This window comes from Microbacterium sp. C-MGS6 (assembly GCF_058140415.1).
In genome coordinates this window covers 713971-738910 of the sequence record NZ_CM176934.1, presented here as the reverse complement: position 1 = coordinate 738910, position 24940 = coordinate 713971, and the positions used below count along the sequence as shown (strand labels likewise).

Annotated in this window: 26 protein-coding genes; 11 read left to right on the top strand and 15 right to left on the bottom strand. The window is 67.8% G+C overall.

The window, feature by feature from the left end:
• Positions 1–198: 198 nt before the first annotated feature.
• The 3 genes from thrC to AC3B5L_RS03575 form a co-directional block, all read right to left on the bottom strand.
• Positions 199–1602 carry a threonine synthase gene (gene thrC / locus AC3B5L_RS03585; protein WP_187663280.1) on the bottom strand — a complete coding sequence of 468 codons (1404 nt, stop codon included), beginning with the start codon at positions 1600–1602 and terminating at the stop codon, positions 199–201.
• Positions 1603–1677: 75 nt separating this feature from the next.
• The gene (locus AC3B5L_RS03580) at positions 1678–2280 is read right to left on the bottom strand and encodes a response regulator transcription factor (RefSeq protein ID WP_187663279.1); all 603 of its coding nucleotides are present in this window, start codon (positions 2278–2280) and stop codon (positions 1678–1680) included.
• A complete protein-coding gene (locus AC3B5L_RS03575) occupies positions 2277–3470 on the bottom strand; it encodes a sensor histidine kinase (RefSeq protein ID WP_259953474.1) in 1194 nt (397 codons plus the stop codon). Before AC3B5L_RS03575 ends, AC3B5L_RS03580 begins: the two co-directional genes overlap by 4 nt.
• A 156-nt stretch (positions 3471–3626) precedes the next feature.
• Here AC3B5L_RS03575 and AC3B5L_RS03570 point away from each other — a divergent pair, with 156 nt between their 5' ends.
• A complete protein-coding gene (locus AC3B5L_RS03570) occupies positions 3627–4169 on the top strand; it encodes a small multidrug efflux protein (RefSeq protein ID WP_259953476.1) in 543 nt (180 codons plus the stop codon).
• A 38-nt stretch (positions 4170–4207) separates the two neighbouring features.
• Entirely contained in the window at positions 4208–5110 is a 903-nt protein-coding gene (locus tag AC3B5L_RS03565) for an arginase family protein (protein ID WP_490096217.1), read from the top strand.
• Between the two features lie 24 nt (positions 5111–5134).
• Here the strand turns inward: AC3B5L_RS03565 and AC3B5L_RS03560 are convergent, their stop codons facing one another.
• Entirely contained in the window at positions 5135–6427 is a 1293-nt protein-coding gene (locus AC3B5L_RS03560) for a hemolysin family protein (protein ID WP_490096216.1), read from the bottom strand.
• Between the two features lie 94 nt (positions 6428–6521).
• Positions 6522–7541 carry a TerC family protein gene (locus tag AC3B5L_RS03555; protein WP_187663274.1) on the bottom strand — a complete coding sequence of 340 codons (1020 nt, stop codon included), beginning with the start codon at positions 7539–7541 and terminating at the stop codon, positions 6522–6524.
• A 357-nt stretch (positions 7542–7898) separates the two neighbouring features.
• Between AC3B5L_RS03555 and aspS the strand changes: the two genes are divergently transcribed.
• A complete protein-coding gene (aspS, locus tag AC3B5L_RS03550; protein WP_259953482.1) occupies positions 7899–9200 on the top strand; it encodes an aspartate--tRNA(Asn) ligase in 1302 nt (433 codons plus the stop codon).
• 59 nt (positions 9201–9259) lie between these two features.
• Here the strand turns inward: aspS and AC3B5L_RS03545 are convergent, their stop codons facing one another.
• The 3 genes from AC3B5L_RS03545 to AC3B5L_RS03535 form a co-directional block, all read right to left on the bottom strand.
• A complete protein-coding gene (locus AC3B5L_RS03545; RefSeq protein WP_187663272.1) occupies positions 9260–9907 on the bottom strand; it encodes a GntR family transcriptional regulator in 648 nt (215 codons plus the stop codon).
• Positions 9908–10026: 119 nt separating this feature from the next.
• The gene (locus AC3B5L_RS03540) at positions 10027–11049 is read right to left on the bottom strand and encodes an NADP-dependent oxidoreductase (RefSeq protein WP_490096215.1); all 1023 of its coding nucleotides are present in this window, start codon (positions 11047–11049) and stop codon (positions 10027–10029) included.
• Positions 11050–11089: 40 nt separating this feature from the next.
• Complete coding sequence (locus tag AC3B5L_RS03535) at positions 11090–11479, bottom strand: DUF1304 domain-containing protein (RefSeq protein WP_187663270.1); 390 nt, start codon at positions 11477–11479, stop codon at positions 11090–11092.
• A gap of 99 nt (positions 11480–11578) precedes the next feature.
• Between AC3B5L_RS03535 and AC3B5L_RS03530 the strand changes: the two genes are divergently transcribed.
• Positions 11579–12172 (top strand): TetR/AcrR family transcriptional regulator, encoded by a 594-nt coding sequence (locus tag AC3B5L_RS03530; protein WP_259953485.1) that lies wholly within the window; start codon positions 11579–11581, stop codon positions 12170–12172.
• Positions 12173–12247: 75 nt separating this feature from the next.
• Here the strand turns inward: AC3B5L_RS03530 and AC3B5L_RS03525 are convergent, their stop codons facing one another.
• From AC3B5L_RS03525 to AC3B5L_RS03515, 3 genes are all read right to left on the bottom strand, one after another.
• Positions 12248–13162 (bottom strand): hypothetical protein, encoded by a 915-nt coding sequence (locus AC3B5L_RS03525; protein WP_259953487.1) that lies wholly within the window; start codon positions 13160–13162, stop codon positions 12248–12250.
• Entirely contained in the window at positions 13159–13512 is a 354-nt protein-coding gene (locus AC3B5L_RS03520; RefSeq protein ID WP_259953489.1) for a PadR family transcriptional regulator, read from the bottom strand. The genes AC3B5L_RS03525 and AC3B5L_RS03520 overlap by 4 nt, the downstream gene beginning before the upstream one ends.
• A gap of 142 nt (positions 13513–13654) precedes the next feature.
• On the bottom strand, positions 13655–14701 hold the full coding sequence (locus AC3B5L_RS03515) for an NAD(P)-dependent alcohol dehydrogenase (RefSeq protein ID WP_259953491.1): 1047 nt from the start codon (positions 14699–14701) through the stop codon (positions 13655–13657).
• Positions 14702–14903: 202 nt separating this feature from the next.
• Between AC3B5L_RS03515 and AC3B5L_RS03510 the strand changes: the two genes are divergently transcribed.
• The 4 genes from AC3B5L_RS03510 to AC3B5L_RS03495 all read left to right on the top strand — a co-directional run bounded on the left by AC3B5L_RS03510 (position 14904) and on the right by AC3B5L_RS03495 (position 18941).
• Positions 14904–16370 carry an alanine/glycine:cation symporter family protein gene (locus AC3B5L_RS03510; protein WP_259953493.1) on the top strand — a complete coding sequence of 489 codons (1467 nt, stop codon included), beginning with the start codon at positions 14904–14906 and terminating at the stop codon, positions 16368–16370.
• A 101-nt stretch (positions 16371–16471) separates the two neighbouring features.
• Positions 16472–17161 carry a TetR/AcrR family transcriptional regulator gene (locus AC3B5L_RS03505; protein WP_259953495.1) on the top strand — a complete coding sequence of 230 codons (690 nt, stop codon included), beginning with the start codon at positions 16472–16474 and terminating at the stop codon, positions 17159–17161.
• Positions 17162–17209: 48 nt separating this feature from the next.
• The gene (locus AC3B5L_RS03500) at positions 17210–18148 is read left to right on the top strand and encodes an ABC transporter ATP-binding protein (RefSeq protein ID WP_259953496.1); all 939 of its coding nucleotides are present in this window, start codon (positions 17210–17212) and stop codon (positions 18146–18148) included.
• Positions 18141–18941, top strand: coding sequence for an ABC transporter permease subunit (locus AC3B5L_RS03495; protein ID WP_259953498.1), 801 nt, complete (start codon positions 18141–18143; stop codon positions 18939–18941). Before AC3B5L_RS03500 ends, AC3B5L_RS03495 begins: the two co-directional genes overlap by 8 nt.
• 328 nt (positions 18942–19269) lie before the next feature.
• On the opposite strand, the gene AC3B5L_RS03490 is transcribed toward AC3B5L_RS03495, so the two are convergent.
• Positions 19270–19623, bottom strand: a complete 354-nt coding sequence (locus AC3B5L_RS03490; RefSeq protein WP_042538356.1) for a MerR family transcriptional regulator — start codon at positions 19621–19623, stop codon at positions 19270–19272.
• A 192-nt stretch (positions 19624–19815) separates the two neighbouring features.
• Between AC3B5L_RS03490 and AC3B5L_RS03485 the strand changes: the two genes are divergently transcribed.
• From AC3B5L_RS03485 to AC3B5L_RS03475, 3 genes are all read left to right on the top strand, one after another.
• On the top strand, positions 19816–21333 hold the full coding sequence (locus AC3B5L_RS03485) for a SulP family inorganic anion transporter (RefSeq protein ID WP_042538242.1): 1518 nt from the start codon (positions 19816–19818) through the stop codon (positions 21331–21333).
• 273 nt (positions 21334–21606) lie between these two features.
• Positions 21607–22188, top strand: a complete 582-nt coding sequence (locus tag AC3B5L_RS03480) for a hypothetical protein (protein WP_042538244.1) — start codon at positions 21607–21609, stop codon at positions 22186–22188.
• Positions 22189–22403: 215 nt separating this feature from the next.
• Entirely contained in the window at positions 22404–22949 is a 546-nt protein-coding gene (locus AC3B5L_RS03475; protein WP_136057006.1) for a hypothetical protein, read from the top strand.
• 276 nt (positions 22950–23225) lie between these two features.
• On the opposite strand, the gene AC3B5L_RS03470 is transcribed toward AC3B5L_RS03475, so the two are convergent.
• The 3 genes from AC3B5L_RS03470 to AC3B5L_RS03460 are packed head-to-tail and all read right to left on the bottom strand — an operon-like array spanning position 23226 to position 24933.
• Entirely contained in the window at positions 23226–23591 is a 366-nt protein-coding gene (locus AC3B5L_RS03470; RefSeq protein WP_042538246.1) for a rhodanese-like domain-containing protein, read from the bottom strand.
• Between the two features lie 32 nt (positions 23592–23623).
• Positions 23624–24142, bottom strand: a complete 519-nt coding sequence (locus AC3B5L_RS03465; protein WP_042538248.1) for a DUF4395 domain-containing protein — start codon at positions 24140–24142, stop codon at positions 23624–23626.
• Between the two features lie 20 nt (positions 24143–24162).
• Entirely contained in the window at positions 24163–24933 is a 771-nt protein-coding gene (locus tag AC3B5L_RS03460) for a sulfite exporter TauE/SafE family protein (RefSeq protein WP_136057005.1), read from the bottom strand.
• Between the last annotated feature and the right edge of the window lie 7 nt (positions 24934–24940).

The following is a 24940-nucleotide window of genomic DNA, read 5'->3' as shown; positions in this document are numbered from 1 at the left end:
GGAGGAGGGAACGGGTTGTCCGCCACGGTACTCACGCCGCCACCTTTCCCGACATGTGCACTCCGCCCTGATCTGCCTTCCTCCTGTGCATACTGCCCACCCCCTCCTCTTTTCGCCGAGACCCCGGCTTCACGTCGAAACCCCCTGTCTCCGGCGTCGGGGACAGGGGGGTTCGGCGCGAAAGCGGGGTCTTGCGGATCAGTGCAGAGCGTTCGCCTCGATGAAGGCGCGGAGAGAGTCCTCGTCGTCGGGCATCTCGGTCACGTGCTGAGCGGCGTCGAGCATGGCGCGGAGCTCGGGGGCGTACGCCAGCTCGACCCCGATGGCCTCGTGGATGGTCTCGGCGAACTTCTCCGGCTTGGCCGTCTCCAGCACGAGCATCGGCACTCCGGGCTCCACATACTCCCGCGCGACCTTCACCCCGTCGGCGGTGTGCGGGTCGATCACCTCGCCGGAGGTCTCGTAGACGTCCCGGATCGTCGCGAGCCGGTCCTCGTGCGTCGAGGTGCCGCTCACGATGCCGAACTCCTCGGTGAAGCGCGCCTGCTCGGCCGAGAAGTCGAAGAAGCCCTGCGCCTCCAGGTCGTCCCAGGCGCCGACGACGCGCGCGGGGTCGCGGTCCACGAGCTCGAAGATGAACCGCTCGAGGTTCGACGCCTTCGAGATGTCCATCGACGGGCTCGAGGTCGCCAGTGTCTGCGCGGCGCTACGCGGGCGGTACACCCCCGTGCGGAAGAACTCGTCGAGCACGTTGTTCTCGTTCGCGGCCAGGACGAGCCGCCGGATCGGCAGTCCCATCTGCTTCGCGAAGAACCCGGAGAGGATGTTGCCGAAGTTCCCCGAGGGGACGGTGAACGACACCTCGGTCCAGCCGCCGGCGTCGGTCGCGCGCAGCCATGCCCAGAAGTAGTAGACGGTCTGCGCGGTGATGCGGGCGAGGTTGATCGAGTTCACGGCCCCCAGGTGCTGGGCGCGCTTGAAGTCGAGGTCGCCGGCGAGCTTCTTTACGAGGTTCTGGCAGTCGTCGAAGACGCCCTCCACCGCGATGTTGTGCACGTTCGCGTCGTCGAGCGAGAACATCTGCGCCCGCTGGAACGCGCTCATCCGGCCCTGCGGCGAGAGCATGAACACCGCGACGCGCTCCTTGCCGCGCAGCGCGTGCTCCGCAGCCGAGCCGGTGTCGCCCGAGGTCGCGCCGAGGATGTTGAGGACTGCGCCCTGGCGCTCGAGCGTGTACTCCAGCACCTGCCCGAGGAACTGCATGGCCATGTCCTTGAACGCCAGCGTCGGGCCTTCGGAGAGGCCGACCAGCGTGAGGTCGTCGTCCACGCGACGAAGCGGGACCACGCCGTCCGGGAAGTCCGCGTACGCCGCCGCCGTCATCCGCGCGAGGTCCTCTCGCGGGATGTCGGTCGCGAAGAGGCCGAGGACCTCGGTCGCGAGCTGCGGATAGGTCAGCGCCCGCCAGCGCTCGAGCGTCTCGCCGTCGACCTCCGGCATGACATCGGGAACGGCCAGACCGCCGTCGGGCGCCAGGCCCTCCAGCAGCGTCTCGCTGAACGACTGCGGCTGCATGCCGCCGCGGGTGGAGATGAACGGCACGTGTGCTCCTCGGCTCGGGACTCGGCGCCTCCATTCTCGCAGGCCGTGGCCACCGAAACGGACGCGTGACGACGGTCAGATCCAGCCGCGCTCCTCGGCGACGAGCACGGCCTGCTGACGGGTGCTCACCGAGAGCTTCCCGAGGATGACGGAGATGTGGTTGCGCACCGTCCCCGGCGCCAGCGCCAGCGCCCGCGCGATCTGTCCCGTGGTCTCCCCTCGGCGCCCGGCGCGGAGCACGTCCAGTTCGCGGTCCGTGAGCGGCGAGCGCTCGTCGCTCAGCGCATCCGCGGCGATCTCCGGATCGACGTACCGGGCGCCGGCCGCGACGCGGCGGATGATCGCGGCGAGCTCGTCCGCGCCCCGCGACTTGGGCACGAAACCCGAGACGCCGGAGGCGAGCGCCCGCCGGAGCACCCCTGGACGCGCGTGCCGGGTGACGACGATGCAGCGGGTGGGGATCGTGCGGTTGAGTCTCTCGGCGACCTGCACGCCGTCGAGCCCCGGCATCTCCAGATCGAGCAGGCACACGTCAGGTTCGAGCCGGGTGGCGGCGGCGACGGCCTCCTCGCCGTCCGCGCACTCCGCGACGACGTCGATGTCATCCTCGAGGCGCAGCAGAGCGGCGAGCGCGGAGCGGATCATCCCCTCGTCGTCGGCGAGCAGCACCCGGATCATCGGACGATCTCCGCCTGCGCTGGCACGGTGACCGTCACGACGAACTCGTCGGCGTCCCTCCGCTGCTCGTACGTGCCGCCCGCCTCGCCGATCCGCCGGCGGACGCCGTCGAGCCCGGAGCCGCCCGCCCCGTCCTCGGACGCGGGGTCCGCGTCGTTGGCGACCTCGTACCGCCAGGCATCCCTCGTCCGGTCGAGGATCAGGCGCGCGTGACCACCGCGTCCGTGCCGCAGGACGTTCGTGGTCGTCTCCCGGATCACGGGGCCGAGGTCGGCCGCGGGCGCCGCGTCCGCATCCGGGTGGATCCGCGCATCCACCGTCAGCCCTGCCGCCACGAGCAGGTCTCGGGCGTTCGCCAGCTCGTCGCCGAGGGGCACCGAGCGGAACCGCGTGGCGAGGTCTCTGGTGCCCTGCCGCGCGTCGTCCACGCTCGCCCGGGCCGCACGGAGCTGATCCATCCCCGCCTGCGGATCGGTCGGGAGGAGGCGCTCGGCCAGTTCGAGCTGCAGGGCGATCACCTGGAGGTGATGCCCCTGGAGGTCATGCACGTCGGTCGCCACGCGCAGGCGCTCCTGCGTCGCCGCCAGTCGCGCCTCGGACGCGCGCGCCCGATCGAGGGCCATGAGCACGTCCCACCACCACAGCGAGCTCACGGTCATCCCGGGGAGCATGACTCCGTAGAGCACCGGCACCCACACCGGGACGCCGGAGCCGAAGGTCGTGGTCGAGTCGAGCAGCGCGAGAGCGACGAGCACGACCGTCGCCGCCACGGCCACCCGCACCCGGATCCCGCGGGGCCAGCTCACCAGCACGAAGACCTGCACCACCGGCATCGCGGCGAGCTGCCAACTGCCGACGAGAGCCCCCGCCGCGCCGCCGTAGATCAGGGCGACGAGGGTCGGCACGGCCAGGCGAGCCCAGCCCACCCCGGGGCCGGATTCGACGCGATGGCGGTAGTCGGCCAGCAGCAGGACGGTCGACGCCGCCCAGAGCACGCCCCCGACTCCCACGACGAGCAGCGCGACGCCCGAGCGATCCAGTGCCACGGCGATGCCCAGCCAGGCGGCCACCAGCATGAGCTCGATGAAGATCACCCCGCCGACCGTGTACCACCAGGTGGCGGTGATGCCCCGCGCGAGCTGGCGGGCACCGGGGCCGGGATCGGAGAGGGCGGGGGAAGGACTGCTCACGCTCCCCACGATAGAGGCGTGACACATGTCACGGGATCCGGTGCGAACCGCATGGAGAGCGGTGACGCGGCGACACTGCCGCGCCGGGGCCGCTTCGACTGGACTGGGGTCATCGCGACGGAGAGACCGTCCGCACCGACACCCGGAGCTTCCCCCATGAACCTCATCGAGACCTTCCAGAACCTCGTCGCCCAGGTCCCCGACCTCGTCCAGCCGCTCATCGTCGCCCTCGCCGGTGCGGTGCCGTTCGTCGAGGGCGAGGGCGCCGCGAGCATCGGCATCCTCGGCGGCATCCCGCCCGTGGTCGCGGCCGTCGCGGCGATGGTCGGCAACTTCCTCTGCGTCGCGATCCTGGTGCTCGCCAGCGCGGGCGCCCGTCGGGCCATCGTGGACCGCTCGCGGGCGAAGCAGCCGGTGACGGTGGGCGGCGGGATGAGCCTGGAGGCCGACGGCGTCCCGGCGGAGACCGGACGCGGGTCCGCCCGCCGGGAGAAGTTCCAGCGCGCGTTCGAGCGCTACGGCGTCCCCGGGGTGAGCCTGCTGGGACCGCTGCTGCTGCCGACCCATTTCACCGCCACCATGCTGGCCGCGTCCGGCATCGGCAAGGGACGCATCCTCGTCTGGCAGGCCGTCGCGATCATCGGCTGGACGACCGTCATCGCGGTGATCGTCGGCAGCGCCGTCTACGCCATCCGCTGATCGACGGCGATGTCGGACGCCCGGGGCAGGATGAGCGCATGATCACGCTGCTGTCCGCCCCCAGCAACCTCGGCCTGCGCCCACCGGAGCCCGGCAGCGTGCCCGGCTCCGCGAAGGCCCCCGAGGCGTTCCGCGAAGCGGGGCTGTTCCGGCGCTTCACCGATCGGGGAGCGACTGACGGCGGCATCGTGCTGGCCGGGCGCTACGTGGACGACGACGCGACCCGGCCCGCCGACCGGGTGCGCAACGAGGCCGCTTTCGTCGACCACTCCCGCCGGCTGGCGTCACGTATCGGCGAGGCCCTCGATAATGGTCGGGCGCCGCTCGTGATCGGCGGCGACTGCGGCATCCTCGTCGCCGCCGGGATCGCGGTGAAGCGCCGCGGCGGGGCCGGCCTGGTGCACATCGACGGACACACCGACTTCCGCCACCCGGGCAACAGCGACGAGTGCGCGAGCGTGGCGGGCGAAGCGCTGGCGGCCGCCGTCGGCGCGCACTGGCCGGTCATCGCCGACATCGAGGGGCTCGCGCCGTACTTCTCTACCGCTGGCACGGCCCACATCGGGCACCGTGATGATGACGAGGAGCAGGCGGAGGTCCGCAGCCTCCTCGCACGTGTCACACCTGCGGCCGATGTGCGGGCGCGAGGAGCGGATGCGGTCGCCGCCGAGACGGCGGCGTCCGCGGGCGGTCGCTACTGGCTGCAACTCGACGTCGATGTGCTGGACCCGTCGGTGATGCCCGCCGTCGACAGCCCTGACCCCGGCGGTCTCGACGCGGCGGAGCTCACCGCTCTCCTGCGCGCCCTCGCCCCGCGGGCGATCGGAGCCAGCATCACCGTTTTCGATCCCGACCTCGATCCGGATGGCCGCTACGCGCGGCTCCTCACCGAGGTCCTCCACGACGGACTGCGCGAGCTGGGCAGCGGGGCGCGCGACTGACGCACCCCGCCACCCGGTCGTGCATCAGTCCTCGGCGCCTCGTCCCGCTGCCGGATCGGTCTGCATCGAGACCCGCACCCGTGCGATGCGGCGGCGATCGATCTCGACCACCTGGATCGTCGCACCCGGGACCTCGACGGTGTCGCCGACCACGGCAAGCCGTCCGAGCTGCTCCGTGACGAATCCGGCGATGGTGTCGGAGGAACCGCGCGGCATCGCGAGCCCCGTCGCCTCCTCGAAGTCCTGCAGGTTGAGGCGCCCGTCCAGCCCGTCGTTGGCGGAGAGGAACACCTCGGCGTCGTACTCGTCGAAGATCTCACCGACGACCTCCTCCACGAGGTCCTCCAGCGTGACCAGACCGTCGGTGCCACCGTACTCGTCCACGACGACCGCGATGTGGTGTCCCTCCGCCCGCATGCGGGTCAGAGTCGGCAGCACGCCTGCCGTGGACGGGATGTAGGGGATGTCGCGGACGAGCCCCTGCAGCGGGCGCTCCGGGTCGTCCGCCGCCGCCTCGAAGAGGTCACGTACGTGCACGAAGCCGGTGATGTCGTCGATCGACGTCTGCGACACCGGGTACCGGGAGTAGGGCAGCTCGCGCACCTGCTCCACCGCCGCCCCGACCGTGGCAGCCTCGTCCAGCGCCACGACCTCCGGTCGCGGGCGCATGACCTCGCTCACCTGGCGCCCACGCAGCGAGAGCACGTCGTCGAGGATGCGGCGCTCGTCGTCGGGGAGGCCCTGGTGGGTCGCCACGATATCGCGCACCTCCTCATCGGTGAGCTCGTCGCTCGTCTTGTGCGGGTCGCCGCCGAGCACGCGGACGAGGGCGTTCGTCGAGACCGACAGCAGCCAGATCACCGGACGCATGACGGTCGCGAAGCCGTTCAGCGCCGGCGCCACGGCATACGCGAACTGCGCGTTGCGCTGGATCGCGAGCCGCTTCGGCACGAGCTCGCCGAGCACGAGCGACAGGTACGCGATGATGAGCGTCAGCACGATGGTCGCGAGGGTCATCGCGAGCGGAGGTGCGACGCCCCAGCCCTGCAGCAGCGGCGCGACGGACGGCGCGATCGAGGTCGCCCCATAGGCGGCGGACGCGAAGCCCGCCACGGTCACGCCGATCTGCACCGCCGAGAGGAAGGTGTTGGGGTTGCGGGCCAACGCGGCGACCTTCGCCCCGCGACGGCCACGAGCGGCGATCGCGTTGAGCTGGCTCTCACGGAGCGTGACCAGCGCCATCTCCGTCGCAGCGAAGACACCACCGATCAGCACGAAGAGCAGGACGAGGGCGATGTTCCAGAGCAGATCGCCCATCAGCGGGCGACCTCCTCGGTGGCGGGGTAAGCACCCGGGATGAACCGGGTGCTCGTACTGTCAGAGTCCGAAGAGTCAGAACAGCGCTGCGCGCTCAAGAGTGCTCCTTGTCGATGGTGGGGGTGGAATCGGTCGGGGAAGAGAGGGTGTTGTGGTGCCGGCGCGTCTTCATCAGGCTCGCGACGGTGGCGACCGCGATGGTCGCGGCGATGAACAGCAGCGAGAACCAGATCGGGATCTCGGGCGCCCACAGCATCGGCTCGCCGCCGTTGATAAACGGCACCTCGTTGACGTGCAGGGCATGCAGCACGAGCTTCACACCGATGAACGCGAGGATGACGGCGAGGCCCTGAGCCAGGTAGACCAGGCGCTCGAGCAGGCCGCCGATGAGGAAGTACAGCTGACGCAGACCCATCAGAGCGAACGCGTTCGCGGTGAACACGATGTACGCCTCGTCCGTGAGGCCGTAGATGGCGGGGATCGAGTCGACGGCGAAGACGAGGTCGATGAAACCGATCGCGATGATCGTCAGCAGCATCGGCGTGACGTAGCGCTTGCCCTTCTGGACGACCGTGAGCTTGTCGCCGTTGTACTCCTCGCTGACGGGAAGGTGGCGGCGGACGAAGGTCATGAAGCGACCGTTCGCAGGGTTGCTCTCGTGGCTGCTGAAGGCCTGGCGGTACGCGAGGAAGAGCAGCAGCGCGCCGAAGACGTAGAAGATCCAGGAGAAGTTCTCGATGAGGGTCGCGCCGACCGCGATGAAGATGCCGCGGAGGATCAGCGCGATCACGATGCCGATCATCAGCACCTTCTGCTGATAGATCTTCGGCACCGCGAAGCCCGTCATCACGATGAGGAACACGAAGAGGTTGTCGATCGACAGCGCCTTCTCGGTGAGGTAGCCGGCGAAGTACTCGCCGCCGTACGTCCAGCCGGACACCATGCCGATGCCCACGCCGAAGAGCAGCGCGAGGCTGATGTAGAAGATCGACCAGCGTGCGGACTCGCCGATGCTCGGCTCGTGCGGCTTGCGGACGTGCGCGAAGAACTCGTACACGAAGAACGCGATGGTGACCGCGATCGTGATGACCCAGATCAAGGGGGTGATTTCCAACGGGTACTCCAGACTCGGGCGTGACGGAACAGCGCCAAAGTCTTCCCCATCCCGCCGAGCGGGACCGGTGGGCCGGGATGCAGACGCATCCGTAATGACGACCCGACCGTGTCGGAGTACTCCCCTTGGATAATCCAGGGTACGAGACGGTGGCCGCGGGATTCTGTGGATCTGCCGAGAGCGCCCCTAGACTGGACGCGGCGACCGCCGGAGCGTGACGACCTCCGGCCTCCGGGCAGGCGGTCCCCGCGCGTCCGGCGTACCGACGAGAGGCCGGCTTCTCACCGGCGAAGGTGTGGTGGCACCGCGATCTGGCCCCCGCCCACACCTCCAGGGCTCCCACAACCTGGAGGAGAAATGAGATCACCCGACCCCGCCCGCACGCTCGCCGCGGAGCTCGCCGAGGCCGCCCCCGACCACCGCGTCACGCTGCTCGGCCATGTCCACCGCCGGAGGGAGCTCGCCACCGTCGCGTTCCTGATCATCCGCGACCGTTCCGGACTCGCACAGGTCGTCGTCCGCCCCGCGCAGGCTCCGGCCGGCGGGCTCCCTCCGGAGGAGACGGTCGTCCGCGTGACGGGGACCGTCGCCGCGAACCCGCAGGCCCCCGGCGGCGTCGAGATCGTCGACCCGCAGATCGAGAGCCTGTCGGAGCCGGCCGCACCGCCGGTCGTGGAACTGTGGCGTCCGACACTCGAAACGAGCCTGCCGACGCTGCTCGATCACGCCGCGGTGACCTGGCGCCATCCGGCACGCCGCGCGACCTGGCAGATCGCCGCGGCGAGCGTGCGCGCGTTCCGCCGGGTGCTCGACGCCGCGGACTTCACCGAGGTGCAGACCCCGAAGATCGTCGACACCGTGACGGAGTCGGGAGCGAACGTGTTCCCGGTCGACTACTTCGGCAGGACCGGATATCTCGCGCAGAGTCCGCAGTTCTACAAGCAGCAGCTGGTGGGGGTGTTCGAGCGCGTCTATGAGGTGGGTCCCGTCTTCCGCGCCGAGCCGCACGACACCGTGCGGCACCTCTCGGAATACGTGTCGCTGGACGTCGAGTTCGGGTTCATCCACGACCACCGCGACATCCTGCGCCTCCTCGGCCACGTGCTGCGCGGCATGCTCGACGGCATCCGTACCGACGCCGCGGAGGAACTCGCGCTGCTCGACGTGACGCTCCCCGTCATCCCCGAGGACATCCCCGTCGTGCACTTCCGGGATGCGCTGCGCCGGGTCGGTGCTCCGGCCGACGAGCCCGACCTGTCCCCCGCACACGAGCGGACGCTCGGGGCGTGGGCGAAGGAAGAGTTCGGCAGCGACGTGCTGGCCGTCGAGGGATACCCGATGCGCAAGCGCCCGTTCTACACGCATCCGCAGCCCGACGACACGGAGGGGAGCAACAGCTTCGACCTCCTGTTCCGCGGTCTGGAGCTCGTGACCGGCGGACAGCGGCTGCATCGGCACAGCGAGGTCATCGCGGCGATCGAAGCTCGGGGCGAGTTGCCCTCGGCGTACGCCGGCTACCTCGAGGCGTTCGCGCACGGGATGCCTCCGCACGGCGGCTTCGCGATCGGACTGGAGCGCTGGGTCGGCCGACTGGTCGAGGCGACCAACGTGCGTGAGGTGACGCTGTTCCCGCGCGACGTCCATCGCCTCACGCCGTAGCCCCGGGACGCGACGAGGGCGACCGCGGTGTGCGGTCGCCCTCGTTCGTCAGCGGCGGATCACTCCGTGATCTCGGCCAGCCCCGATTGCTCGGCCCGATCGATGATCGCGGGGAGCGTCTCGTCGAAGAAGCTCACCAGGACGGCCCGGGTCTTGACTGCGTCCCGTTCGGACGTCGCCTCGCGGATCGCGCCGACGAACTCCTCGACGGCGGACCAGTCCACGGCGTCCTTCGCATGCTGGGTGAAGCGACGGATCTGCGGCCCGAGGCGCTCGATGGAGTTGGCGCGCGTGGCGTTGCCCTCGATCCGGGCGAAGCCCGTCGCCGCGCTGCGGAGCGCCGCCCCGAACGCGATGATGTCCCGCTCCTGCACCGACGCCGCCATGTCGTCGGCCAGCTCGACGAGGTAGGCCACATCGTCGTCCTGGATGACCGGCATGACGTGACGGACCGAGCCGATCCAGATGTCGCCGAACAGGTCGACCGCGTTCCGCACGCGCTCCAGATCGATCGGGGCCACGCGGGTGTACCGGTTCCGCTGCATCTCGACGAGGCCGTTGTCGGCCAGGCGGTCGAGGGCATGACGGATCGGCGTCTTCGAGGTGCCGAGGCGTTCGGCGAGTTCGTAATCGCGCAGGCGCTCGCCGGGCTGGAGTTCGCCGCTGATGATGGCATCCTGCAGGCGCACGAAAGCCTCGTCGCTCATCGACCGGCGTTCGAGGGGGCCGCCAGAGAGTGTCACACTGCCTCCAGTGGGGGTCATGGAGAGTGAAGTTCTACGTCTCAAGCAATATATCTCAAATGCGCGGGCGGCCCGCTCCGACGTCAGGCGGAGGGTGCGACCCGCACGAGCATCTTCCCCGTGTTGGCTCCGCGCATCATGTCGAGGAACGCGTCGACCGTGTTCTCGATGCCGTCGACGATGGTCTCGTCGTACGCGATCCGCCCTTCTGCGAACCAGCGGGTCATCTTCTCGCTGAACTCCGGCGACAGGTGCAGGTAGTTCGCGAGGGTGAATCCCTGGAGACGGAGACCGCGCGTGATGATGTTCGCCATGTTGTCGGGGCCGGGCACCGGCTCGGTGGTGTTGTAGCTCGTGATGGCGCCGCACAGCGCGATCCGACCGCCGTCGTTCATCACGTCGAGCGCGGCTTCGAGGTGGTCGCCGCCGACGTTGTCGAAGAACACGTCCACGCCCTCGGGCGCGAGGGCGGCGAGCTGCTCGCGCACCGGGCCGTCCTTGTAGTTGAACGCCGCGTCGTAGCCGTACTTCTCGGTCAGCAGGGCGACCTTCTCGGGCGAGCCCGCCGAGCCGATCACGCGGCCCGCGCCGAGGAGCTTGGCGATCTGACCGACAGCCGTGCCGACGGCACCGGCGGCGCCGGAGACGAAGACGGTGTCGCCCGGGGCGAGTCCGGCGATCGCGGTGAGCCCGACGTACGCGGTGAGGCCGGTCATGCCGAGGATGTACAGGCGCAGCGACAGCGGCATGCCGGGCACCTCGGGCACGGCCCGGAAGGTCGACGCGTCCGCCTGCACGACATCGCTCCAGCCGTGCTGGTGCAGCACAACGGTGCCGACGGGGAGGTCGTCCGCCGCAGAGGCGACGACCCGGCCGATGGCGCCACCGGCGATGACTTCGTCGAGGGCGTAGGGGGCGACGTAGCTGCGGACGTCGTTCATCCGCCCGCGCATATAGGGGTCGACGGAGACGAACTCGTTCGCCACGCGCACCTCCCCCGGCGCCGGATCGCTCAGCTCCACCTCGACGGTGCGGAAGTCGTCGTGGGTCGGCCACCCCTCGGGGCGGCGGGCGAGCTGGATCTGCGTGCTGATGGCGTGGGACATTTCTCTCCTTCGTGAGGATCTAGGGGTGCTGCGGCCGGACTCAGACGAGGAGGCCGATGGCGAGCGCGATGACGCCGAGCGCCGGGATGACGCCCTGCTTCAGGGCGGCGGACGCCTTGTCGGGGCTCGACAGCAGCAGCACGAGGCTCGCGGCGACCATCGATCCGGCGCCGGTGAAGACGAGAGTCGCGCCGACGGCCGTCGCTCCCGTGGCGAAGAGGACGATGCCGAGGAGGACGGCGACCGCGAGGAACAGGTTGTAGAAGCCCTGGTTGAACGCGAGCTCCTTTTGTCGCGCGGCCTCCTCCGCCGTGCCCGTGCCGAACGTGCGGCGAGCGCGCGCGCTCGTCCAGGCGAACGACTCGAGCCAGAAGATGTAGACGTGCACGAGTGCTGCGATGCCTGCGAGCACGAGTCCGGCGATGACCATGACAGTCCCCCTTCGACGCGGCGAGGCCGCGCATTCTGTATCGGTCGTTCCAATATATACTGGATCGAGCGATTCACAAAAGGGGCAGGAGCACGGCGAATGGGGCGCACACAGACCTTCGACACCGCGGAAGCGGTCCGCGCGGCACGCGGCGTGTTCTGGGAGCGCGGCTTCGAGAGCGCTCCCTTGCCGGAGCTCGAGCGCGCGACCGGCCTCAGTCGTTCCAGCATCTATCACGCCTTCGGTTCCAAGCGCGGACTCTTCGACGCCGCCGTCGAGAGCTATCTGGACGAGGTGATCCGCCCGCGCCTCGCCCCGTTGACGGGTGAGAGCGTGGCGCCGGAGGCTCTGGAGACCTACCTCGGCGGACTGCGTACGGCACTGCTGACAGCAGGCAGCCTCCCGGCGACGAGCGGCTGCCTGCTGGTCAACACCGCCGCCGCCCCCATCGGCACCGACGACGCGGTCGCCCGGGTCGTCGCCTCCTATCGCGCGGAGCTCCGTGCGGCGTTCGCCCGCGGCGTCCGGGCCGCCCTCCCCGAGCTCGCGGGAACGGAAGTCGCGACCCTGGCGGACGCCTCTACGGGTCTGGTGGTCTCCGCATTCGCCCTCGTCCGCGTGGCCCCCGACGCCGCGGCGAGTGCGATCGACGCGGCGCTCGCCCTCCTCGCCGACCGGCGACGCCGCGCCTGAGGGCCAGCCGCCGCGACTCCTCCCTGGCCTCACCAGGATGGCTGCGGTCTGACTTCCGACGTGCCGCAGCTCAGATCAACGGACGTACGTGCGACGTCGCAGACGCGAACCCCGAACACGCACGGTAACGGCTACTGCGACGGATGCACACAGCCAGATGAGAACGATCAGAAACAGGGCCCACGCGGGGGCGCCACCCCTCCCTGCCCCAGCGACCATCAGGATCGCCCAGGGAGCGGCGTAAACCATGCCCGCCAGCGCGACAGACTCGTGCCCACAAGCGGCAGCCGTGAGAAGACCGACGAACCAGGCGCTCAGGACGAAGATCAAGAAGTAGGACGACTGCACCCACAGGCGCCAATCGGTGAAACTCCCGAACAACCCGGACGCCAGCGCGATCGCCGCGACGAAGAGCCCGACCCCGATCAGTGCTCCCCAGGTAACCGACGCTCGGGGACGGCCCAGCAGAGCGACGACAGCCGACAGGGCGAAGAACAACAGGGTCATCGTTGACGGAAGAGGCAAATGCGGCAGCCAGAGACGCGCCGTGCCGACCGCGAGACATGCGAGCGCTGCGGCCACAACAGCCCACCGACTTGCGCGCCCATATCCGGACATCGCCAGGAACCCCGCAGCGACCCACGGGACGACGAGTGCCACGCCGACGAGCGCCATGCTCGCGGGGACGAACTCCTGCGCCGCTACGGGGGCCACCACGAAGGCCGCCAGGTAGACAGCAGCTACGGCGATGCCGGTGCCCAGTCCGAGCGAGGCGGTCGCGTTGCGCGCGGGGCCAAGGGCATACTCAAGCCACGCAGACCCCGCGTGGAAGTAAATACTCAGTCGCTCTGCGAACGGCAGCCGCGCCTCACCCGAGGACTCCGCGGCATCCATGAGCACGCCTACCGCCGCCGCTTCATTCTGTTCGCGCCACGCTCGCGGATGCAGCAGGAAAGCGCGTCGGAATCGCTGGGGATCGAGCGCGGTCATGCGACGCTCACGGTCATGCCGAACGCCGGACGGGCTCGTTTCAACCTCGTTTGAGCCTCGGCCGCAATCCGGGCGGATCGCTCTGCGGCGGCAGCCAACGCCGCCGCCCCCTCGTCCGTCAGCTCGTAGTAGCGACGGACACGACCATCGATCACCTCGTCCCCCGCCGCCCTCACCAGCCCTTCAGCTCCCAGACGATCCAACGCTGCGTAGAGAGTGCCCACCTTGAGCTGAACGCGGTGCGCCGAGAGCTCGTCTGCTTCGGCGATGAGCGCGTAACCGTGCTTTCGCCCTCCGGCGAGTGCGGTCAGAATCAGGAACGTCGGCTCACGCATCTCTCTCGTAGTCATGTCGACATGATATTCAAGTCAATTGAGTATCTACCACGCGACGCGCCGAGCATCGAAGGACGTGCGGGGAATGGTCTGCGGAGGCGCAACCAGAAGAAGAACGCCCGGGAGGTGAGTCCTCCCGGGCGCTCCCCTGCCGGCGTCAAGGGACGATGACGGCGCGTCCGCGGATACTGTTCGACGCGAGGTCCTCGTACGCCTTCGGGCCGTCGTCGAGCGTGTAGCTCTCGGTCTGGACGTGGATCTTCCCGGCGCGGGCGAGGTCCAGCACCTCGATCAGTTCGGCGCGTGAGCCCCAGTAGGGAATGCGCACGGCGGCGTCGTAGGCGATCGAGCCGAACCCGAGCGTCATGCTGCCCCCGCCGATGCCCACGATGGTGATGTCGGCTTCGAGCGCGGCCACGCTCTGGGCCAGGGCGATCGTCGGGTTCGCGCCCACGAAGTCGAACACCGCGTTCGCGCCGAGACCGCCGGTGAGCTCGCGGATCTTCTCGGCGGCCGATGCATCGCTGATCAGCACGTGATCGGCGCCCACCTCGGTGGCGAGCTTCAGCTTCTCGTCGTTCACGTCGAGGGCGATGACCGTGGCCCCCGAGATGGCCTTGAGGATCTGGATGCCGACGTGGCCGAGACCGCCGGTGCCGATCACGACGGCGAACGTGCCGGCGCCGAGCTTCGGAAGCGAGTTCTTGATCGCGTGGTACGGGGTGAGACCCGCGTCGGTCAGCGAGACGTTCTGCACGGGGTCGAGGTCACCGAGCGGCACGAGGTGGCGCGCGTCGTCGACGATCATGTACTCGGCCATCGAGCCCTGGCTGCCCAGCCCCGGAGGACGGATGCCCTCGGCGGCGGCGTTCGTGCAGTAGTTCTCCTTGCCCATCGAGCAGTTGTGGCAGCGACCACAGCCCCACGGACCGTAGACGGCCACGGCATCCCCGACCTTGAGCGTCGAGTCGACGCCCTCGCCGATCTCGTGCACGATGCCAGCGCCTTCGTGCCCGAGCGTCAGCGGCAGCGGGTAACCCTGCTCGTGGTAGTCCTTCTCGGGGAGCCCCATGACGTAGTCGTCGGAGTGGCAGACACCACCCGCGGTGATCTTGAGCAGGACCTGGCCGGGGCCGGGCTTCGGAATCGGGATGTCGACCACCACCGGGGGCTTGCCGATCTCGACGTAGCGGAGAGCTTTCATGAGCATCTTCTTCCTGGCGTCGAGAGGTCTGCCGCGCGGTGCGGAGGCGGGGGCTCTCGATACCGTCCCTTCCAGTATCCGCCCGATCGGGGCCTTCCTCGTCTTCCGCAGGGCGGGCAGACACCGGCGGCCCCGGCAGCTTCTCAGCTCCTGGATTTTTCTCAGCCTGGTGAGCCGGCGTCGACGTCGCCATACTGTGCGGATGGATGCTGTTAACGAGTGGCTGCTGACCTGGGGCGACAACCTGTGGACATGGATCGTCCTTCCGATCGTCGTCCTCCTCGGGCTCTACTTCACGATTCGCTCGGGCGTCGTGCAGTTCCGTTTGATTCCGGAGATGTTCCGCACTCTGAAGGATCGAACGCCCCGCACGGAGACCGGCGAGCCTCAATCGGTCTCCTCCTTTCAGGCATTCACCATCTCCGCCGCTTCACGAGTGGGCGTCGGCAACATCGCGGGAGTGGGAACCGCGATCGCGATCGGCGGTCCCGGCGCGGTCTTCTGGATGTGGCTGATGGCATTCATCGGTGGAGCGTCCGCGTTCATCGAGTCCTCGCTGGCACAGCTGTACAAGAGGCGCGATAGGGACGGGTTCATCGGCGGCCCCGCCTACTACATGCAACGCGGACTCGGAGCGCGATGGATGGGCGTGCTTTTCGCCGTCATCCTCATCATCTGCTTCCCCATCGCTTTCAGCTCGTTGCAGGCGAACACCATCCAGGCGACGATCGCGGGCAGCCTCGGCGGAGAGTCTGCTGCCTGGCTGCCGTGGGTCACCGGCGGCGCACTCGCACTGCTCATGGGGCTCGTCATCTTCGGGGGCGTGCGCCGCATCGCCTCCGTCACCCAGACGCTGGTCCCGATCATGGCACTGCTGTATCTGCTTCTCGGCGTGGTGATCGTCGCGATGCACATCGAGCGCCTTCCCGGAGTCTTCGCCACGATCTTCCTCGAAGCCTTCGGCCCGAACGAGGTCGTCGGCGCAGCGCTCGGCTACATCATCCTCACCGGCGTCAAGAGGGGGATGTTCTCCAACGAAGCCGGACTGGGGTCGGCCCCCAACGCAGGAGCGAGCGCGGCGGTGACACACCCGGTCAAACAAGGTCTCGTGCAGACGCTGGGCGTGTACTTCGACACCTTCCTCGTCTGCTCGATCACCGCGTTCATCATCCTGGTCTCGGTTCCAGACCTGGCCGGCGCCGAACGCGGCATCGGGCTGACGCAGGGCGCGGTCGTCAGCGCGCTGGGCACCTGGTCGAACATCCTCCTGATCGTCATCATCTTCCTGCTCGCGTTCAGCTCGATCCTCGGCAACTACTACTACGGGCAGACCAACGTGGAGTTCATCACCTCCCGCACCGGAGTCCTGCTCGGCTATCGTCTCTTCGCGATCGCCGCAGTGTTCGCTGGGGCCCTCGTCTCCGCCGATGTCGTGTGGAACTTCGCCGACGGCGCGATGGGATTCATGGCCCTCGTCAACCTCGTCGCGATCGCGCTGCTGTCCGGAATCGCCTTCAAGCTGCTGAAGGACTACACCCAGCAACGACGAGAAGGGCTGGACCCGGTCTTCACGAGGGCACGTCTTCCGGAGGTCAGCGGGATCGAGGTCTGGGAGGACGAGTTGTCGGTCACGGGACCGATCGATCTCCCCGCGTCGCGTCGGCGATGACCACATCCATCGCCGCCTCAGACGCTCAGTCTGCGAGACCGACGGAACGGAGATGACCCTGACCCTTGTCCCGGACTGAACGCTCGTTTAGCATGCTGACTATGCGTTCAGGAGCCGACGACCTCACCACCAGGGCGCGCATTCGCGACGCCGCGATCGTCCGGTTCAGCGAGCGCGGATTCGACGGCACGAGTCTGCGGCAGATCGCGCAGGATGCGGGCGTGAGCCCGGCGCTGATCCTGCACCACTTCGGAAGCAAGGAAGGACTGCGCGACGTGTGCGACGCGCACGTCGTGAGCACTTTCCTCGCCGAGCGAGACGGCATGACGGGTGCCGACGCCGCGCGCCTGATGCGGGAGGCATTGGACTCGTTAGAGGGTCGCAATGTCGCACTGGACTACCTCGCCCGGATGCTTCTCGACGACTCCGCCGCGTCCGACCATCTCTTCGACATGTTCCTCGCCAGCACCAGAGACATGCTGCGCGAACAGATCGCCGCGGGCACGATGCGCGAGCAGTCCGACCTGGAAGCCACTGCCGTGTATATGACCCTCTACGGTCTCGGTCCCGTCATCCTGCGGCGGCACCTCGCGCGCGCCTTCGGAGAGAGCACGCTGACGACATCGCTGCTGGAACGGTCGACCATTCCCGTGCTGGAGCTCTACACGCACGGGCTCTACGCCGACGACCATCTGCTCGTCGCCGCGAAGGAAGCGCTCGCCAGAAGCAGCGGGCCCTCCTCGGACAAGGGCGAGAACGACCCGAATCAGGACCCGGATCCTCCCCGCTGACGAGATCTCCGAACCTGGTCCCCTTCACCCTCCGAAAGGAGCAGGGCCATGACCCCTGCCATCGAGCTCACTCACCTTCGCAAACAGTACGGTCGGCACACAGCGGTCGACTCCATCGATCTCCGCGTCGATCCCGGCACCGTGTTCGGGCTCATCGGCCCTAACGGCGCAGGAAAGACCACCACGCTGCGCATGATCCTCGACATCATCCGCCCCACATCGGGCGCTATCCGCGTCCTGGGCGAAGACCCGCGCCGCGGCGGCCCGGCCCTCCGACGACGCATCGGCTTCATCCCCGGCGAGCTCCGACTCGACGACCGCACGACGGGACGCCGCATGCTCGACTTCTACGCCGAGGTGTCCGGCCCGGTGAACCCCGGCACGATCGACCGCCTCGCGGACCGACTCGACCTCGATCTGAGTCGACCGGTGCGCGCGCTCTCGAAGGGCAACAAGCAGAAGCTCGGGATCGTCCAAGCCTTCATGCACGAACCGCCGTTGCTCGTGCTGGACGAGCCGACCAGCGGGCTCGACCCGCTCGTCCAGAGAGAGTTCCTCCACCTCGTCACCGAAGCCAGAGATCGCGGCCAGACCGTGCTGCTGAGCTCCCATGTGCTGAGTGAGATCCAGCAGACGGCCGACATCGTCGCCGTCCTCAGTCGAGGGAGGGTCGTGGCGGAGGGTGATGTGGCCTCACTCAGACTCGGCGCGATCCGGCGCGTACGCGTCGGTCTCGATACGACGGCAGCGACCCTGATCCGGGAGCAACTCGGTGCACTGCCGCAGATCTCCGAGCTCGACGTCCGCGGCGAGACGGACATCGTGCAGGTGAATGCCACCGTCGAAGGTGCCATCGACCCGCTGGTGAAGGTGCTGGCGCAGCACCACGTCCTCGACCTCGCGATCGAGGAACCAGACCTGGAGGAATCGGTCCTGCGGCTCTACGGTGACTCCTCGCGTCTCGAGGCGGGTGAGGGCGATGCGTGACGCGCTTCCCATCTTCCGGCGCGCTCTCCGCGAAACCTGGCGCGGAACGGTGGGCTGGACCATCGGCGTCGCGGCAGTGCTGTTCCTGTACCTGCCCCTGTTCCCGAGCATCGGCGGCAACGGGCAGATGCAGCAGATCATCGACAGCCTGCCCCCGGAGCTCGTGGGAGCACTCGGCTACGACCAGATCGGCACCGGGGCGGGCTACGCCCAGGGAACCTTCTACGGCCTCATCGGCTTCCTCCTCCTGACCATCGCAGGCACGTCCTGGGGAGCGGGCGCCATCGCCGGCGCGGAGGCGTCAGGGCGCCTCGAACTCGACCTGGCTCACGGTGTGGGACGGGTCGGATACGCGATCGCGTCCGCCTTCGCCATCCTCGCCCGGCTCGCGTGGCTGGGCGTGTTCGCGGGCGCTGTCGTCGCCCTGCTCAACGACTCGGCACAGCTCGACATCGATCCGATCCGCATCATCGACACCACCGTCGTCTTCGTCGGCCTCACGATGCTCTCGGGGAGCGCCGCGCTCCTGCTGGGCGCTCTCTTCGGTCGCACTTCCTGGGCTGTCGCAGGGGGCGCGGGAATCGCCGTCGCCGGGTACGCCTTCAACGCGATCGCGAACCAGGTGGAGAACGCCGAGTGGCTCCGGGCGATCTCACCGTACTCCTGGGCGTTCCACCAGGCTCCGCTCGCGGAGGGGTTCGATCCCCGCGGCACCGTGGCGCTCTGGGCGGTGAACGTCGCATTCGTCGCCGGAAGCGCCTGGGCGCTGCGACGCCGCGATGTGATCGGCTGAGGCGATGCGCGGACCATCGTTGTCCGATCTCACGAAAGTTGTCGGCTGGTGAGACAGAGCAGCCCCGGAAAGACGGGTGGCTGATGCGGCGCCGAAAGCGCCCGTTGTCTCACGAAACTTGTCGGTAATCGCGTCTCAACCCGTCCTGCCTAAAACGTCGAGCGGACGGTTTCGGCGCGGCAGGTTCCGGCAGGGGGTTTCGGTCGGCGCACGGCCGGCGTGTCGTGTGGTCGGCCGGCGGCCTGGGAGGGGGCTGCCGGAAACGATCGTTTTCGGCAGACCGATCGACTATGGGCCGAGGCCTCCAACGCGGTGCATCCGTCTCTCTTTAGAGCTGACCGAGCAGTTGCACGAACTCGTCGGCCATGGCGAGCTGCTCCGTGAGTTTCTGGCGACGCTGGTCGGCGCCGTCGCGGATGTCATCGATCCGGGCGCGCAACGCCACGTCGCTCGGGTCGACGGTGAGGGCGTCGACGACGTCGAGGAGTTCGCGCATCTCGTCGAGGGTGTATCCCAACGGTTTCATTCTGCGGATGATGAGGATGCGATCGACATCTTTCTCGGTGTAAAGCCGGAACCCGCCCTCCGTGCGCGCGGACGGCTGCACGAGCCCCACGTCGTCCCAGTGTCGAAGCGAGCGGAACGAGAGCGCCGTGCGCTCGGCCACTTCGCCGATCCGCATCGTCTCGACGGTCCTGTGTTCGTCTTCCACTGATTTCCCCACAACACTCACGTTACGTTAGAGTCTAGATCAGCGCGGCTCTCGCGCCCGCTCCCCTTATCTTTCCGTGTCGGCCTGACCGACGCCTGCGCACCGCTGCGCTCCCATTCGTTTCCCGCGCTCTCACGAGAGAGCCCAGCACCCGGAGGGCACATGACTGCCGTCACCCCCACCCGCGACTCCGCGTCGCGTTACCGCATCGAACCCACCGTCATGCAGGCGCTGCGCAGCCCGCGCCTTTTGACCCGTGAAGTCCTCGCGGGCCTCGTCGTCGCCCTTGCCCTGATCCCGGAGGCGATCGCGTTCTCGATCATCGCGGGCGTCGACCCCCGAGTCGGCCTGTTCTCGTCCTTCATCATGGCCGTCGCGATCGCGTTCCTCGGCGGACGCCCTGCCATGATCACCGCGGCCACCGGAGCAATCGCGCTCGTCATCGCGCCCGTCGCTCGTGAGTACGGCATGGACTACTTCATCGCCACGGTCCTGCTCGGTGGACTCATCCAGATCGTCCTCGCGTTGCTCGGGGTCGCCAAGCTGATGCGGTTCATCCCGCGCTCGGTGATGGTCGGGTTCGTGAACGCTCTGGCGATCTTGATCTTCACTTCGCAGTTTCCGCAGCTCATCGGCGTTCCCTGGCTGGTCTACCCGCTCGTCGCGGTCGGCCTGCTGGTGATGTATCTCATGCCGCGGATCACGAAGGTGATCCCGGCGCCACTCGTCGCGATCGTGCTGCTCACCGCGGCAGTCGTGGTCTTCGCGTGGAACGTGCCGAACGTGGGCGATCAGGGAGAACTTCCCGAGAGCTTGCCGGCGCTGTTCATTCCGAATGTGCCGCTCACCTTCGAGACGCTGCAGATCATCGCTCCCTACGCGCTGGCTATGGCCGTGGTCGGCCTGCTCGAGTCGCTCATGACCGCGAAGCTCGTTGACGACATCACCGACACCCACTCCCGCAAGACCCGCGAGGCACTTGGACAGGGCGCCGCGAACGTTCTCTCCGGCGCGTTCGGCGGCATGGGTGGCTGCGCGATGATCGGCCAGACCATGATCAACGTCAAAGCCTCCGGCGCACGCACCCGGATCTCGACCTTCCTCGCCGGCGTCTTCCTGCTGGTCCTCGTGCTCGCGCTCGGCGACGTGGTGGCGATCATTCCCATGGCAGCGCTCGTCGCCGTCATGATCCTCGTCTCGATTGCGACTTTCGACTGGCACAGCATCCGCCTGAGCACGCTCAAGCGCATGCCGAAGAGCGAGACCGCCGTCATGCTCATCACCGTCATCGCCACCGTCTGGACCCACAACCTCGCCGTTGGCGTCATCCTCGGAGTCGTGGCCGCGATGATCATGTTCGCCCGACGCGTCGCACACTTCGTCAGCGTCACCCGCACCCTCAGTGACGACGGCGACACAGCGCATTACGCCGTCGATGGAGAACTCTTCTTCGCCTCCAGCAACGACCTCACCACCCAGTTCGAGTACGGCGACGACCCCGACACGGTAGTCATCGACATGAGTCACTCCCACGTCTGGGACGCTTCCACCGTGGCCGCCCTCGACGCCATCGTCACCAAGTACGAAAACCACGGGAAGACCGTCACCATCCAAGGCCTGAACGACACCGCAGCAGCGTTCCACGGCCGCCTCACCGGAAACCTCGGCGCCGGGCACTGAGTCACGATTCACGCAAGAAGAAGGGGCGGCCTCGGGTCGCCCCTTCTTCGTCATCCACCGACGCCGCCGCTCCTCGACCCTCAAGCTCGGCATCGAGCGCGAGGCTCGGCCCTCCAGCGCGCCGAAACAGTCTGCCGAAACCGGCTTCCGGTGCACGTTTGCGGCACCCCTCGCAGAGCAGAATACGAAATCACGCCGTAAACGATCGTTTTCGGCACTCCACAACTACGGAGTATGCCCTTCGTCAGATGAGACCCACCGTAGGCTCAGAGGATGAGCACGGGTCAGGTGTTGCGCATCCCGTTCGAGTCGAAGGGGTTTGCAGGCGTCGTCACTGTAGACACGGTGACGAGCACGAACATTTCGCAGACTGGGCTGAACGCCCTTCTGAACGATGTGCCACACGAACGGCTCATCGGCTACCCGATCATGACGGCAACCGTTGAGCATGCCGGCTCCGGCTACAACGCTGTGTTCGCCTGGGTTCAGTTCGTGGAGATGACCCCCGCAGATGAATCGCCCTCGACAGCGTTCTTGGACAATATGCCGAGCCTGAACCAGCAGGGTCCTTTCAGTTCGCTTGGGTTTCTGCCGACGCTGTTTGACGCCCCCGCGAATCCCAACGCGCCAGACCTTCAATGGCGCGCCCATTCATATCTTGTCCGGTTCTCTGTTTACGAACCGCGAGTGATCACGCCGATTGCAGCGTTCCAATGGGGGTACGACCTATGCGCGGGAAAGCCCAGCGTCGTACATGCGACCCCTCTTCCCTGGCAAGACATGCTGCGCTGGACGAGCTCGCTGCCTGACTCGTTAGGCGGTTGGGACGTTAACGTAGCTCCCGACGCTGACTAGTGGCGAGCTCCTAGCGTCGCTGTCACCCGCACGCTCAGCCGAAAACCTCTGCCGCTTGGTGGTTACGCCGCGCGTTTTCGGCAGGCCTTCCGTTGCACACGCCAGGATCGCGCCGTAAACGATCGATTTCGGCTGCGATCGCGGCTATTCTCCGGGGGATCCCGTTGAACCACATCTCCGACATTTCTCGAGCTTCGGAGTGAGAGAGTGAGAGCGTGGAGATGAGGCGGAAGGGCAGAGCGGGCGCGATGTTCCTCTGCGCAATCGTGGCGACGACAACATTCACAGGATGCGCTGTCGAATACCATGGCTATCCCAGCGGAATAGATGGTGTGCTCTGGCGACAAGTCGCATCCTTCGAAGATCCTCTATCCCAGCGTCTCTACAGTCCCCCAGTTGATGGTCCGACGGCTTACCTCGACACCCTTCCTGGCGCACGGTGGGATGGCGACGCCCTCTCAGCGGCTGAGTTCGAGATCGAGCAGGGTGGCATCGTCCTCTACAACATCTCTTCGACGGATGCCTTCGCTCACGTCTCGGTGTTCATCGCCTCAGGACCACGACCGGCCATCCCGACCGATGATGGCTATGCCTACAACGGGCCAAGCGAGGTTTACACCTGCTACGACGTGAGGGCCGATTTTCGCTCGCAGCCAATGCCGTCAGCAGAACGAGACATCCTCACGAAGTGTCCAACACCCCTCGTGGAACTCTTAGCCGAGGATGCCGCATTTGCTAGTGGTGAGGTGTTCGACGGGTAGGCATCGACTTTTTCCGTCCGCCGGCGATCAACGGGAGCTGCCGAAAGCGCCTGCCGAAACGCGCTTCCGGCGAACGTTAGTGGCACCCTCGAAAGCGCACGACACCTGACCTCACCGTAAACGATCGTTTTCGGTGGGCTAAGGCGAGCAGGTTTGAACAGTCGGGGCGGGCATCTGGCGACCCCGCCCCGACTGTGCATCGCGAGGCAGTGCTCGAGCGATGCGGTGGCGTGCTGTGCACGCAGGTACGTGCTCGTGGGGGCGAGCACGTACGTCTCAGGGCTGCACGACGGGGAGGCCTGTCGTGGCGGCGGCGTCTTCCAGGGAGCCGAGGTTGAGGAGGTCGGTGAAGCCGGCCTGCTTCATCAGGTCGATGGCGACTCCTGCCCGGTTACCTGAACGGCAGTAGACGAGGTAGGTGGCTTCGGGGTCAAGGTCCGGCAGCGCAGCTTGGAGGTCGCCGCCCGTGACGTCGAGCAGGAGGGCGCCGTCGAGGTGGCCGGTGGCGCGCTCGGCGGGGGTGCGCACGTCGATGATGACCGCGTCGGGGCCGAGGTCAGCCTGTGGTGTGGGTGTGCTGGCGCAGGAGGTGAGCGTGAGTGCGGTGATGACGGCGAGGGTGGTGAGGGTTAGGCGGCCCATGTGCGTCCTTTCGTTGTGAGGGAGCGAGAGTGTCAGCGGTCGCAGGCGCCGTTGGCGCAGTGGCGGGTGGGCTGCCTACTGAAGCGTTGGTGCAGGGCACATCCCGCGCACCACCCGAGGGTGGCTTCTAGGAGCAGGACCGTGAAGCAGACTCCGCAGAGCCCGAGAGTCACGGGTAGCGGGACCATTCCAGCGCTCATCGTCACGCACGAGATAGCAGCGAGACCGAGGGCGAGCCACCAGGCGAAGACCTTCTGCGGCGCGCCCACCCAGTGCCGACGGCGGCGGCGTGTCAGAGCACGGCCGAGGGCGAGAGTGAGGGACAGCCGGTCGCTGATGAGTACGCGCGTCGTCATGTCGAGGAGGAAGAACATGCCGAACATCTGCAGCGGCCTGATGCTGTCGGAGGCGAGCGTGATGGTAAGGGCGGTGATGCCTATGGCGAGGAGGATGCCGGCGGCGATGCGGACGGCGTGCTCGTCGAGGACGGGCACCTCGTATCCGTCGACGTGTTCCCCGGTGCGGGGCGCGGTGTCGGTCGCGTGAGGCATGGGCTTCTTTCTGGTGGTGGTCAGGCGGAGAGCGTCTGAATGATGAGGGTGGCGAGCATGGTCAGCCCCACGGCCAGCACCAGAACCCCGAACCCGGTCCGGATGCCGGCAGCCGGGAGGCGATGCGACAGTGCCAGACCGATGAAGGATCCAGCGACGGCGAGCGCGGTGAAGGTGAGGACGATGGGCCAGTGGATGGCCACGGTCGTGATCTGGGTGAGGAAGCCGGCGGACGAGTTCACGGCGACGACTAGCAGCGATGTCCCCACTGCAGCGGCGATGGGCTGGCCGAGGAAGGTGAGGGCGGGGACGATGAGGAACCCGCCGCCTGCTCCCAGTGCCCCTGTGAGGACTCCCACGCCGAGTCCCGTAGCTGTCGTTCGGATTCCACGGACGACCGGCCGCGTCGGAGGGCGCGCCGCGCGTCCTCGTCGCGGCCGCATCATGGCGATCGCTGTGACGATCATGATCGCCGCGAACAGAACGGTGAGCACGGTTTCTGGTAGCAGCTGACCAACCATCCCGCCACCGATTCCCCCGATCAAGCCGGTCGCCGCGAAGACGCCGGCGACTTTCCAGCGCACCTCGCGTCGGCGCACACGGAAGGCGGCGGAGACGGCGCTGGTGATAGCGACGACGAAGAGAGAGGAGACGATCGTCTCCCTCGTTCCGATGCCCAGGACGAGGGAGAAGATGGGGAAAGTGAGGATGGAGCCCCCGCCGCCGAGGAGCCCGAGTGCGACACCGACAAGGGCCGCGAGAGTCATCGCGAGGATGATGGAGGTGTCCACTCGAGCT